Here is a 12,650-nt window from a genome sequence, read left to right as displayed (position 1 = left end):
GGGGTCGGCTCGGGCTCGTGGCTGTAGTCGCCGTTGAGGGTCCAGTCCGGCATCAGCGGCCCAACGCCCGGCAGGCGTCGCAGACGCCGCCGTTCCAGTCGTCGAACCGGCCGGAGCAGACGCTGCACTGGCCGGACGCCCCGACCGGGGCCAGCTGCCGAGCGGTCTGCCCGCCGACGCAGCCGGCCCGGCTGCAGGACCACAGGCCGCAGATGGGGCAGGCGTCGTTCCGGGTGGCGCCGACGATGGACCAGAACGCGGTGTCCTCGGCGTCTTCGTAGCCGCGCTCGTTGTCTTCGCGCTCGATGTCCTCCAGGATCCCGGCGACGACGGCCAGGCGGCGGGCGTGCAGCGTGCTGGTGTGCGGTACTCCGGGGGCGGCGGCCATCGCCGCCGGTACGATCGTGTTCAAGGTCGAATCCCTTGTTCAGGAGTGGATGGGGAGGCGACTGGTGAAGGCCCCCGGCGGCTACCGGGGGCCTTCGTCGTGTGGGCCCTGCGGCCCCCGCCGCCACCATCCCCGCGCCTGGGCAGGCCGGGAGGATGGGGGCGACGGTCGGTGCAGGGATCCGATGGGTGGGCTGGGCTCAGGCCGCGTTGCTCCAGCCGGAGCGGGAGCGGCGCGCGGCGCGGATCGCCCGCAGCTCGCGGGCCGTCTCGCGGATCTTGCTGCTGACGTGGGAGTCGGAGCGGGAGTCGCGGTGCTTCAGCGTGAGCAGCCGCAGCTGAACCGTGAGGCGGTGCAGTTCCTTCTCCTCGCGCGCGGCGCGCGCGTCCTCCGTACGGGCCACGGCCAGACGGCCGGCCTGGTCCTGGCGCGCCTGGTACAGCTCCGGGCCGGTCCGGCCGCCGCGCACCATGTCCTCGTACCGGCGCTGGCTGCCCTCGCCCTGCCGCAGCGCGGACTCCTCGCAGGCCGCTCGTACCGGACAAGCCTCGCACACTGACAGCAAATCCTTGCGGCGGAACTCCCACTCGACCGCCGGCTCGTCATCGCCCCGGTACCAGTCGGCGGCGGCCGGGATGCCCGGGGCCGTCGACGCGCACAGGGCGCCGGCGAGGGTAGCGTCCAGGAGCTGCGGCAGCCGCTGCTCCTGGACGGCCGCGGGCTCGGTTCCGACTCGCCCGGCCACGGTGATGGCTACGCTGGTACTCAACGTCGTGTCCTTTCGTAGGGGTTCAACGCGACCGCAGACGGCCTCCGGGATTGCGCCCCGGGGGCCGTCGTCGCGTTCGTGAATTGTGGTCAGGTGCTGCGCACCGCCCGGCGGGCGATCTCCTCCACCTGCGCGACCGTGATCGACGCGCGGCGCGCGGTGCCCGAGGGACACCGCGCGTGGTCCGCGTCGAACAGCGGGTCGTCCTCCGCCGAGACGAGGCGGCGCACGGTGCCGGAGCGGTCCGTCGGGGTAGCGGTCGTGACGTTCTGCACCTTTGGAGCCTCCTGGCTGGTGCGATGTGGGTGTGGCTGTCGTACGAGCAGCCACGGCCCCGGCCGCCCGTCGTAACGCGGGCGGCCGGGGCCGTGGTCGTTCGTCCGGGTGGAAGGGTCAGCGCGCGGGCCGCTGAGGGTGAAGCGTGTCCAGCGGAACCGAGGGGCCTTCCGCGGGGACGTCGCCGGCGGGGAACGTCTGGCGCTTCGCGTCGGCGTCGGCCACACGGGGAAGCACTGCGTTCCACTCAGCCACGCGCCCGGCCGGCGTGCGCTCGGCGCGGGCGCGCAGGGTCCGGTCGGTCTGCAGGCTGAACGCCTTGGGCAGCACCGCGGTGGCCCGGCGGCTGGAGGCGTCCTTGACCGCGTCGGTCAGCGCCTGGTGCCACTCGGGGATCGTCATGTCGAACTCGACACGGCGGTTGCTGCTCCGGCAGTGGATCGCGGCGGCGACGCCGGCCTCGCCGGTGTGGTGCGGGACCAGCTTCTGCACCTTGCTCTGCATGCCGGTCACAGGCACCCACGTCTTGCAGTCCTCGCAGACCACGACGGCCTTGAGGGGGTCGCGGAGGTCGATGTGCGACGGCGGGAGCTGGGAGAGCTTGATGGCGGGGAGGGTGCTGACCCGCTTCGTACGGGTCCGGCGGGGACGTTCCTTGGCGGTGGGCATCGCGGCGGTGATGGACATGGGGATCTCCTCAGGTGCGAAAGGGGAGGGGCTGCGTCGCGGTGCTCTCTCCGCCCGCCAGGCCGCGGGTGACCCCGGCGCCGTGGCGGACAGACAGCGCATAGCGCTGCGAGGTGCAGCAGGAAGTCGAGAACCCGGGGGATTTGGTGGAGCCATCAACCCCGGCCGCCTCTTTACAGAGCGGACGGACTTCCTGCGTCTTGCGGTGTCGCTCACTCAGCGCTCCGTCGGGATCACCGAGGTCTTACATACATCAGGTTGCCTCAGGTACCCTCAGGTGTCAAGCGGTATAGTGAGGCACCTAGTGAGAGTCGAAGGAGGCGAAGGCACATGTCCGGGCCACCCCGAGCCGACAATCGGCCGCCGTACGCACGCATCGCGGGCCACTACCGTGGCCAGATCAGCTCCGGGGCGTTGTCGCCGGGTGACCTCCTGCCCAGCATCAAGGCGCTGGCGACCGAGTGGGATGTCAGCACCGCGACCGCTGACCGTGCGATGCGGCTGCTGCGTGAAGAGAAGCTGGTGCGGGGCATTCCCGGCGTCGGCACCGAGGTACTGGCGCGCCCCATCTCCCTGACCTCCGGAGCGGAGCGCCACGACCGGAGCAGCAAGACGCAGTCGTCCTGGGGCGCAGGGGAGAAGTCGTCCGGCCACACAGCCGGCATAGTCGCGGCTCCTGAGGACGTCGCGCACGTGCTCAGCATTTCGCCTGGTGACGACGTGATCCGCCGCAGTCGGGTCTACCGTGATGATCACGGGATCGTCTCCCACTCGACGTCGTGGATCCCGGCGGAATTCGCCCGTGTCGTGCCCGAACTGGCACGAAGCGCGCGTCTCAAGGGCGGCCTTTCCCTGGACCTGATCGCTCGCACCACGGGACGCCAGGCCGTAAAGCGCATTGATGAAGAAGCGGCCCGCATCGCGACGCCACAGGACCTCGAGCTCCTGGAGCTAGAGGCCGACACCGTGGCGGCGATCCTGGTGCTGACCGCACGCTTCCTGGATGCCGACGGCGAGCTGCTCGAGTACGGCGTGGACCTGGGTGCTCCGGGCCGCACCCGTAAGACGACCTCGGAAGCCGTCCAGTGACCACGCCTCGTGCTGCGCTGCTGGACGACACCCTGGTCAACTGCCTTGAGCGTCGCCTCGGTGAGCTCCTGCGCGAGGAGAACGCCGACACACTGTCCCTGGAAGGACGATCCGAGATCACGAGCATCTCCGCCGCTCTGTCTGGCCGACCGAACCCCGCGCCCCGCGCAGTCCTCATGTCCGGGCTCCAGGGCGCTGGCAAAACGACCCTCGCCCGCGCGCTGCAGGAAGCCGGCTTTCAGCGCCTCTGCCCTGACGAGGAGGTCTTCCGTCGCCACGGCCACTACGGCAGGGACTTTCCACGCGGTGAGTTCCTGGTCAGGGAGGCACCGGTACTCAAGGACATCGCCCTCGAGCTCCAGCAGCTCCTGGTGGCCGGACGCGACACCGTCGTCGACCATGGGTTCTGGACTCGGGAAGAGCGGGCGCACTGGGCAGCGACCGCGCTGGAAGCCGGCGGCGACCCCGTCCTCATCTACCTGCCGGTGCCGCACGAGGTGCGTTGGGCGAGGATCCAGAAGCGCAACGAGCAGTCCTTGATCGACGCGAACAGCATCGAGTTCAGCGAGGAAGACCTGCTTCGTCACGCGGGCCGATTCGCCCCGCCGGCCGACGATGAACCGCACATCGTCTACGACGGCAACCCAGAGCACGTGTTGGCGGCTCTCCGTCGCGCCCGCTCTTCCGGGGATGGTGGCCCGCATTGACTGCTACCTCCCGCCCGCAACTCCCGGCACTTGATGACCATGACCGTGCTCGGATGGTGCGTCTGCGGAAAGTGACATCGGCTGGTGACATTCGAAATGTCACCGCTACTTGTCACCTCCGCGCGATCAAGAAGCCGTGCCATCCTCGGCCGCAGAAGGGCGGCCTTCGCTCGGGCGTATCCGTGCTGAGGTACAGGCTGCGCCGCTGGACGAGTCGGGGTTAGGAGAAGCCATGGATGAGCGTCCTGACTGGGCACGCCGGATGGTTGAGGAGCGGGCCGCGCGCGACTGGTCGCAGACCGATGCGGTGCAGGCGCTGATGGCACGTCTCCCCGATGACCAGGTCGTCAGCGAGCACGACCTGTTGCGGCAATGGAAGCGCTGGGAGGCGGGGGACGCGCAGCCGACGAAGTACCGGTCGGCGATCGCTCAGACCTTCGGCACCACCACGGGCGCGTTCTTCCCCGAGCGCGGCCGCCGCGACGGCCGCGCAGAGGTGTTGCAGGTCAGTGGCATGGACACCGTGGACATCATCGCCCGGCTACGGGCGTCGGACGTCGACACCGCGACGCTGGACGCGCTGCGGATCACCGCGGACCGCCTGTGCTGCGAGTACGCCTACATGCCCGCCGACCAGCTGCTCCTGGAGGGCAAGGCGTGGCTCGCGCGGGTCGTCGGTCTGCAGCACCAGCGGGTGAGCCTGGCGCAGCACCGCGAGATCATCGCGCTCGCCGGCAAGCTGTCGCTGCTGGTGGGCTGCGTGGAGTACGACTCCGGGCGGCCGCGGGACGCGGAGGCGACCCGGCAGGCCGCGCTGATGCTCGGTCAGGAGGCTGGGGAGCTGAGCGTGCAGGGGTGGGCGCACGAGATGCGTGCCTGGTTCGCACTGACCCGTGGCGACTACCGCGGCGTCATCGCAGCTGCGGAGGCCGGCGTCGCCGTGGCGCCGAACGAGTCCGTGGCCGCGCAGCTGTACGCGCAGCAGGCGAAGGCGTGGGCGCGGCTCGGGGACCGGACGCAGACCGAAGTGGCTCTCGACAAGGGCCGCCAGTTGCTCGAGCGGCTGCCGTACCCAGAGAACATCGACAACCACTTCGTGGTGGACCCGGGGAAGTACGACTTCTACCGGATGGACGCACTACGTAAGGTCGGTGAAAACCGTCTCGCCGAGCAGCTGGCCAGCGAGGTGATCCGGGCGAGCACGGACTTCAGCGGAATGGAGCGTGCTCCGATGCGTATCGCCGAGGCCCGGGTGACCCTTGGAGTCGTCGCTGCCCGCGAGGGGGACTTGGACACAGCGCTCGCATATGGCGAGAAGGCGCTTAGTGCTGACCGTCGCTCACTGCCTTCCCTGGCCATGGTCGCAGCTGACCTTGGGCACGTACTCCAGGCTCGTTACGGCCAGGTCAGCGAAGCTATAGCGTTCGTGGCGCACCTTCGCGACCTTCGAGGAGCCCAAGGAACACCTTCGGATGTGCAACCGGGTCCCCACCCCACCCCACCCGTCACCGTCACCACTTCGCTTCCGCCGAGGTGAGGGTGACGGTCACGCGCCCGCACCGTTCGTGACGACACGTCACGCCCCCGCCCACCCAGAGTGGCGGGCTGGGCGGTACAGTGACCACCAGCATTGATCAACTGAACAAAAATGAGAGTGGCCCCATCAGACCGGCTTGGGGAAGCCGGGAGGGGCCACTGCGGCTGCGGACCCCGGGCAGGGTCCAGAGCCGATGCCGAGCACCCTTTACCCAGAGGAGGGAGCCGACGTGATCAGGGTACCCGTACCCCGCGCCGACGACACCGCACCCCGCCGTGGGGGCAGCAGTCCTGACCGGCTGCTGGTCCTTCGCCGGGGTGTTCGTGGTGCCCAGATGCAGATCATCCCGGCCCGCACCTCTGGTGGTGAGGGGGCCGGGATGACTTAAGGTCTGCGGCGGCTGTGCCGCCGGGGCTCTGGTCACCGGGACGGTCCCCACCGTTCCGGGCTGATCACCCCTTTTTCCACCGGAGGTAGGCCCCTCCGAAGGAACGTCCGCCCGGTTAGCAGCCGGTCGGACCTTCGAACTTCACTCGCTAGCCCCACGGGGGCTTTGTGCGCCCTCGCGGGTATCGCAAGGAGCACCGCTATTTTGCATGCTGTCGTGCGCGCGCGCCAGTTTCCGCGTGCTTACCTGGGTTCGTTTCAGCCATCGGTGTGGGTCTACCGGCCCTTCCAGGTGGTGAACGTCACACCTCCGGGCACCGCCCTGTGCTGTTTCAGCCGTACGTCGCGGCTGCGGGCTGTCACGCCGGTGAGGGGCTTCGGGCTTGCCGCAGATGTGACGCATTCCGACCTCCCGGGCAGCGCCCCGGTCGCCTCAGACCTGCACCGGCCGGCCCCGAGCACCCTGCGGGCGGGCCGGTGAACGCGGCTGCGGTGGTAGCTGCCGCTGGGCGGGTGCCGGGTCCGCGGCGGGGTCGGTCGCGTCTTGGTCCTGTGCCGGTTCAGGCCGGGCCGGTGCCGGAACGTGCGGCGGGACATCCGCTCGTGCTCGGCCGGCAGATGCGCGGCCGGCTCGCGGGCGCGGTCCGGGCGTTGCTGGACGCGACGGAGGGGGCGCCGGATCCGGTCCGGCTGGCGGTGCTGGTGCTGGCCTCGCGGACGCCGTCGGGGGGGACGCCGCCGCGGGTGCTGATGCGTTCTCGCTGGTTGGGGGAGTGGCTGGGGTTGTCGTTGTCGCAGACGGCGTCGGCGGTCATGCCGGTGCTGCGGCGGTCGCCGGTCGTGGACGTCGTGGACGTGCCGGGGGAGTACGGGCAGGACGATCTGCTTGCCTTCGAGGTCGTGCCGGTGCGCGCGGCCCGGGGCGTGGTGGGGCATCCGCTGGCGCTCAGCCGGACCGAGCTGGCGGTGTTGTGGCGGCTGGTGGACGCGGTGATGCGGCCGGCGATCGCGTACCGGGACGGGCGGGCGGGCCAGGCAGGTCTGCTGGGGGCTCGTACGGGTCGGGGGGCGGCGACCGACCGGCTCGCGCTGCTGCTACTGCTGCTTGAGGCCTCCGAGCAGGGCCGGGTGCGGCTGTGCGGCGGTGCGGTGGTACGCCGGTACGGACGGGCGGTAACAACGCTCGCGCGGCTGCTGGGGTGCGGACTTGACGGTGCGGCCGGGTCGCTGCGGCGGCTGGCTGATGCCGGACTGGTGGAGCGGGTCCGCCGTCCGGACGGCAGGACCCGGCTGGTGCTGCCCGCGGTGCGGGCGGCACACCGCGGCGGGCCGGCGCCCGCAGGGAGTGCGGACGCCGACGGGGTGTCCTTCACGAAACGGAGCCACGAGGCCCGCCAGCTGCCGGCCGGACCGGAGGAAGGTGTGCCCGCGCCCAGCCGTTGCTCCGGCTTCGCCGAGGCCGTAGCCGCTGCCGGGGGCGTCAGCACGGAGTTGTGGTGGGCCGGGTGGGACACGGATGACGCCAGCTCGCACGAGGACTTCGACGGCGACGGTCGGGGCGGAGCGTCTGCGGACGACCCGGGTCCGCTGGACGGCGGCGAGCAGTCCGACGGGGTCCCCGGTGACGTCCAGGGCGTGGTCGACGAAGGCGTGGATGCAGCGGGTGCTTGCCCCCACGGCGATACGGCAGGGCCGGACCAGACCGCGGCACCGGAGGCAACAGCACAGGTCACCGTGCTCGTGCTTCGCGAAGGTGCTGGTCAGAGCGCGCACGGCGATACGGCAGGCCTTCACACCCACCACTCACCTGTGGTGGAGGTAGTTGGTGATGGTGCTGCTGGATGTGGCTTTTCCGGCGAAGCCGCGTACGGATACCCGCCGTTGCCGGAACGCGCGCACAAGGACGTGAACGGTGGTGCGGGGGACCGGCTCCCGGTTCGGCCGAAGGTCGCCGGTACGTCCGGCGGCCCGCTGCGCGGGGAGCAGCAACCCCTTCCCCCCGCCGTGAACCACCGACACGAGCCGCAGCCGGCATACTCGGGCGCCGGCTGCTCGGAGCAGTCGGCGGGCGCGGTCGGCCGCGTGCATCAGCAGGAGCTACGAGGTCACGACCAGCAACGGGGGAGGGTGCCCCGACCGCCGGATGATCTTGTTGCCGTGGTGGCTCCGGCCGCGGCGCTGTGGGACCGCCTGGTCCATCGCGGCGCCCGCGGCCTGGTCGTGGCCGCGCTCCGCCGCGAGTTGACCGCGGTGACCGCGGCTGCCGACGACCCGGACCGCGCGGTGCAGCTGCTCGCCGCGCGGCTGGAGCGGCGGCTGGCCGTGCAGGACGGCCCGGACCAGGTCCGCGACCCGGTCGGATGGCTGCTTCGCCGAGGCCTGCCCCGCGGCGGCGCGGGTTGCACCCACCCGCGGTGCGACGAGGGGACCCGGATGGACACCGGCCTGCCATGCGAGATGTGCCGCTCGCGTATCGCCGGCCAGCGGGCCCTGCGCGAGCGGGTGACCGCCGAGGTGGCCGCGGACCGCCCGAACGCGCCGCAGGCAGTCCGGCGGCGCGAGGTCGAGCGGCGGCTGCGCGAGGAGACGGCGAAAGCGGCCGAGCAGCGGGCGGTAAGGCTCGCCGCGTCGACCGCGAACCGGGCCGCCCCGGGCGGACCGAACACCGCCCTCCAGGAGGCCCGCCTGCGCGACGGCGCCCAGACCACGGCCGATGCGGAGACCGCCGCGGCCAAGAAGCTGGCGTGCGGTGGAGGGTGCGGGCGCGCGGCCGCGGACCGGATCTCCGGACTGTGCCCGCTGTGCGCGGAGGAGACCCGCGACCTGCTCGTCGAGCCGGAGCTGGAGGGCCTGGACGCCGCCGGGCAGAAGCTGATGCTGCGCCTGGTCCGCGGACACGCGGAGCCGACCGCGGTCCGGGCGTGGACCTGCCGGGAGTCCTCGTGCGGCCGAAGGCTCCACGGCGTACCGCCGGAGTCGGGGCGGTGCGCTCCGTGCGAGCGCACGGTCGACGGGCTTCCGGCTCCGTATCGGGCAGCAGCGCGGTGAGCCCGGTGCCTCCGCGCCGCGGCGCTGAACCTGCGGCGATACCGAGGACGTACCTGGCCGGTTGCTTCTCGGCCAAACCACAGGAGGAATCGGGCGAGAACAGACGGATCCGGCGTGCCGTCCAGCCAGCGGCCTCATGATCTGCCCGAAGCCGGAGCGGCTTCGCTACAAAGACGGTGAGGAGCAGCAGTATGAGCGTCGGCCACGGCGAGCTGACCAGGACCGAGGTCCAGCGCCTACTGGGCGTGAGCACCTTCAGGATGCGGCGGCTGTCCCGCCAGTACGACAAGTTCCCGGCACCGGGCAAGAAGGCGCACGGCACCTTCGGCCAGCAGGACGCCGAGGAGATGTGGCCGGCCGAGGAGGTCTACGGCTGGGCAGCTCGCACCCCGGAGTTCGCTCACCGCGGTGCAGCGCTGCTGCGCCCCCTGCCTGCTGGCCTGTCCCCGGGTCGCTGGCTCGGCTACCGGGACACGCCACGTGGGCCCGCCCAGGACTGGGGCACCGACGTCGGCGTGATCCGGGTCGTACACTGCGACAGCTCGCGGGCCGCCACCGACGTCGCGACGGCGGTCGCCGGCAGCGGCAACCAGGAAGGCGTCGTCACCGTGTGCGCACTGTACGGCGACGTGGGGCCGTGGGGGCCGGCGCTGGTTGCTGCCGACACCGCGCACCCGGGTATCGAGTACGAGGCGAGCTGGGGCGTCGTCGCGGACCTCGTCGGCCAGAAGCTTCCCTGGTGGCCGCCCCTGCTCCGCCTGACGAGCCTGATCCGCTCGTGGAAGCCCGGGACCGCTCCGGCCGTGGTCGAGGCTCCAGTCGGCGACCGGGAACGGGCCCTGCGTCGCGCCGCGGCCAACCCCGCTCTGGACGCGGCCTCGCAGGCGGCTGCTACGGAGATGGCTAACGGCATCCGCAACCAGCAGATCGACAACGCCGTTCAGGACGTCGAGATCTTCTGCGAGGAGGAAGTCGGACCGCGGCCCCGTCAGATCGTTGCCGGGGCCGTGCCGGACACCCGCAACCACCCGCTGCCGAGCGGCGGGGACGGCCGGGCTCTTCGGGAGGGCTGGCACAAGATCGCGCTGCACACCCACCCCGACGCCGTCGCCGCGCTGGACATCGCCTCCGGCCGTGACCCGCGCCTGCTGCCCTTCGGCACCGTCACCGACGTCCCCGTCCAGGACGGCACGGTCAGCGACCGGTGGTCGCGGAGGCTGACGATGTGCGACCCGACTGCCGCCCACGCCGTCCTGGCCCAGGACGTCAAGGCCGACGCGTTCTTCGTGGACCCGCTCACAGACATGCCCGTGCTGCGCACCCACGGACCGAAGCCCAGGTGGCGGTTCTACGCGCCGCTGTCCCTCCCGGCCGGCGGCGCGGAGCTCGCCTCCGTCGTCCTGCACCATGCCGTGTGGGTGACCACCAGCGACGGCCAGGTCCACCCCGCGCCCTGCACACCGTTCGAGCACCTGTGGTGGGGAGACGGGTGGGGCGACCGCGCCAGTGAAGCGGCAGCCGTCGTCGACCAGCTCCTAGACAACCTCGGTGCCATCGTCAGCCTGCGGCAGCACTGGGACGCCCCGAAGGGCCTGACCGCCCTGTTCAACGAGGAACACCCACAAGGCACCGAACTGACCCGCGCCGCATTGCTCCACGCCCGGATGGTCCCACCCCGCGCCCGCTGAGCCCGGCTGCACGACGAGGCCAGCTGACAGCTGAACCCAAAGCCGCGGGCCGCGCCAGCCGGAGGGGGACCCAAGGACCGCCGCGGGGCGGCGGCCCGGGGAGGCTGCTTCAGACGGCGTGGTGCTCCAGCCACACCACGGCGAGACCCACGGCGCCGCTGCCGACGGCGTAGCAGGCCCCGCGCAGCACTTGGGCCAGGGCCGCCCGGCGGCGGGCCCGCGCCCACGCGGCCGCACCGGTACAGGTACGGCGAAACCGGTACGCCCAGGGGCGCGCAGACGTATTCTTCATAGCGGTGTTCCTCTGTTCGGGGATGCCGGGTGAGGAGCCCGTTCGGCCTGATGGGGTGGTATCCGGGGGCCGGACCAGGGCTCCTTGCTGTTTGCGGGTCAGGGTCAGGAGCGGCTGTCTCCGGCGAGCTGCTCGGTAAGCTCGTCGACCAGGCGCTGGTCGGGCGGGCTGACGATGCCGTAGGACGAGCCGGAGGCCAGGCGGGCGATCTCGGCGGCCAGGGCCTGGCTCGTGCGGCTGGTCGGGGTCGTGCGGCCGACGTACGTCGCGACCGCCCCCAGTGCGGTCAGGAACGTCTCGACCCGGCCGTTGGTGACGGCGGCGTCCTCCACGGCGCTGAGGGCCTGGTGGTACCAGTGCTGCGCTTCCCGGGTCTCTCCGAGGACCAGGTGGTACTGGTTGAGGGCGTACGCGGCCAGCGCGTGCCCGGCGCCGGCTGCGAGCTGCCACCAGAACTGGGCGCCCTCGGGCTGACCGGACTGGTACAGCATGCACGCGAAGACCAGAGCACCTTCGAGGTCGAGGTCGCCGGCCGGGGTGGGGCACATCTCGTCTTCGGACAGGCTGGAGGCCAGCTGCTCGACGTGCCGGGACGCGCCGGGCGCGTTGAGTGCCCACTGGCACACCACGGACAGCTTGGCCCTGGCCTGCGCGGCGCGGACCACCTCGGGAGGCGGGCCCTCGGGACTGGCCTCGTCCGCCAGCCGGCGCAGGCCTGCCGCGACGTCGAAACTCGCTGCCGACGTCGGGATCAGGGCGTTGGCGAGCAGTTCATCCAGAGACGCGGTCACGGGCGTACTCCCCTCGTGTCGGTTTCGGAGGGCAGGCCCAGCTGGACGCGCAGCCGCTCCTTGCCCTTTCGGATGTGGTAGTCGACGGTGCGCTCGTCGATGCCCAGCAGCCACGCGATCCGGGAGGCCGGGTAGCCCACCACGAAGCGCAGGACCACGACGTCGAACTGCCGCGGCGGCAGGTCGGCGATCGCCACGTACAGCCCGCGGGAGCCGTCCATCAGCGCCAGGCGCTCGCGTGCGGACCGAAGGATCGCCGAGGCCGCCTTGGCACGCTCGATCGGGCCGTTGACGAGCAGCGCCGTCGGGCGGTTGCCCGCTTCCAGGTACCGGGCCACCGTGCGGCGGAGGATTCCCCAGGCCTGCTGCTCGATCTCGCCCTCCTGCAGCAGGGCGTTCCAGCCGCTGAGGATTTCGCGGAACGCCTCGTGCACGGCTTCGCGGGCCTGCCCGGGGAAGCCGAGGTTGACCTCCGCGTAGCTGTGGAAGATCTCCTGGTGCACCAGGTAGAAGGCCTGGAAGTCGAGCTCGAGCGGGGCGAGCGCGCCCAGGGCGGCCTGCCCGCTGTCGGACGCGGGCGCAGCCCGGTCCGGAACGTCATCGGTCACATCAGCCTCCGTCCGGATCGCCCCGCCGGTCCGGTCATGTGGATGACGGCGCGGGGAACCGCGCCGGAGGCCGGTGCCTCGATACCCACCTAAGCGATTTCGCCTCCCCTTCACTCATCAGTCGCCCACGAAAATCACTGAGTGATCATCAAGTAACACGATCGGTAACGTAGTTGGGATACCTGACCCCCTGTGAGCTGTGACGACTGCCCGGCCCTTCCAGGAGGGGCGATCGGATTCCACCCGCAAAGTGACGCGGATCACGCAGGAGACGATTTGCGGCGTACCGGATCATGCACCGATCTCGATATGACTCCCGCATAACCTGGCAATCAGGATGATGTCGATCAAGTAGTGCGTGGTGTCCCGGACACACCGCCGAC

Annotated in this window: 12 protein-coding genes; 5 read left to right on the top strand and 7 right to left on the bottom strand. The window is 71.3% G+C overall.

The window, feature by feature from the left end; translation table 11 throughout:
• Window positions 1–52: 52 nt before the first annotated feature.
• From ACWERV_RS23175 to ACWERV_RS23160, 4 genes are all read right to left on the bottom strand, one after another.
• Complete coding sequence (locus tag ACWERV_RS23175) at window positions 53–412, bottom strand: hypothetical protein (protein WP_452936059.1); 360 nt, start codon at window positions 410–412, stop codon at window positions 53–55.
• A 175-nt stretch (window positions 413–587) separates the two neighbouring features.
• Window positions 588–1,157 (bottom strand): hypothetical protein, encoded by a 570-nt coding sequence (locus ACWERV_RS23170; protein ID WP_452936056.1) that lies wholly within the window; start codon window positions 1,155–1,157, stop codon window positions 588–590.
• 89 nt (window positions 1,158–1,246) lie between these two features.
• Window positions 1,247–1,432: a hypothetical protein gene (locus tag ACWERV_RS23165; protein ID WP_452936054.1), complete on the bottom strand. Its 186-nt coding sequence runs from the start codon at window positions 1,430–1,432 to the stop codon at window positions 1,247–1,249.
• Window positions 1,433–1,550: 118 nt separating this feature from the next.
• Window positions 1,551–2,120 carry a hypothetical protein gene (locus ACWERV_RS23160; protein ID WP_452936052.1) on the bottom strand — a complete coding sequence of 190 codons (570 nt, stop codon included), beginning with the start codon at window positions 2,118–2,120 and terminating at the stop codon, window positions 1,551–1,553.
• A gap of 330 nt (window positions 2,121–2,450) precedes the next feature.
• Between ACWERV_RS23160 and ACWERV_RS23155 the strand changes: the two genes are divergently transcribed.
• The 5 genes from ACWERV_RS23155 to ACWERV_RS23135 all read left to right on the top strand — a co-directional run bounded on the left by ACWERV_RS23155 (window position 2,451) and on the right by ACWERV_RS23135 (window position 10,576).
• The gene (locus ACWERV_RS23155; RefSeq protein ID WP_452936049.1) at window positions 2,451–3,209 is read left to right on the top strand and encodes a GntR family transcriptional regulator; all 759 of its coding nucleotides are present in this window, start codon (window positions 2,451–2,453) and stop codon (window positions 3,207–3,209) included.
• Complete coding sequence (locus tag ACWERV_RS23150) at window positions 3,206–3,916, top strand: AAA family ATPase (RefSeq protein ID WP_452936046.1); 711 nt, start codon at window positions 3,206–3,208, stop codon at window positions 3,914–3,916. The genes ACWERV_RS23155 and ACWERV_RS23150 overlap by 4 nt, the downstream gene beginning before the upstream one ends.
• 232 nt (window positions 3,917–4,148) lie before the next feature.
• Window positions 4,149–5,453 carry an XRE family transcriptional regulator gene (locus ACWERV_RS23145; RefSeq protein WP_452936043.1) on the top strand — a complete coding sequence of 435 codons (1,305 nt, stop codon included), beginning with the start codon at window positions 4,149–4,151 and terminating at the stop codon, window positions 5,451–5,453.
• Window positions 5,454–6,443: 990 nt separating this feature from the next.
• Entirely contained in the window at window positions 6,444–8,888 is a 2,445-nt protein-coding gene (locus ACWERV_RS23140) for a hypothetical protein (RefSeq protein WP_452936041.1), read from the top strand.
• Window positions 8,889–9,079: 191 nt separating this feature from the next.
• Window positions 9,080–10,576 (top strand): hypothetical protein, encoded by a 1,497-nt coding sequence (locus ACWERV_RS23135; protein WP_452936039.1) that lies wholly within the window; start codon window positions 9,080–9,082, stop codon window positions 10,574–10,576.
• Between the two features lie 109 nt (window positions 10,577–10,685).
• Here ACWERV_RS23135 and ACWERV_RS23130 read toward each other — a convergent pair whose 3' ends face one another.
• The 3 genes from ACWERV_RS23130 to ACWERV_RS23120 all read right to left on the bottom strand — a co-directional run bounded on the left by ACWERV_RS23130 (window position 10,686) and on the right by ACWERV_RS23120 (window position 12,267).
• Window positions 10,686–10,868 carry a hypothetical protein gene (locus ACWERV_RS23130; protein WP_452936037.1) on the bottom strand — a complete coding sequence of 61 codons (183 nt, stop codon included), beginning with the start codon at window positions 10,866–10,868 and terminating at the stop codon, window positions 10,686–10,688.
• Between the two features lie 104 nt (window positions 10,869–10,972).
• Window positions 10,973–11,659: a hypothetical protein gene (locus ACWERV_RS23125; RefSeq protein ID WP_452936034.1), complete on the bottom strand. Its 687-nt coding sequence runs from the start codon at window positions 11,657–11,659 to the stop codon at window positions 10,973–10,975.
• Complete coding sequence (locus tag ACWERV_RS23120) at window positions 11,656–12,267, bottom strand: RNA polymerase sigma factor (protein ID WP_452936032.1); 612 nt, start codon at window positions 12,265–12,267, stop codon at window positions 11,656–11,658. The genes ACWERV_RS23125 and ACWERV_RS23120 overlap by 4 nt, the downstream gene beginning before the upstream one ends.
• Between the last annotated feature and the right edge of the window lie 383 nt (window positions 12,268–12,650).

Source organism: Streptomyces sp. NPDC004031, from assembly GCF_053604375.1.
The sequence above is the reverse complement of the archived record's forward strand: the minus strand, read 5'-3'. Positions and strand labels throughout refer to the sequence as shown.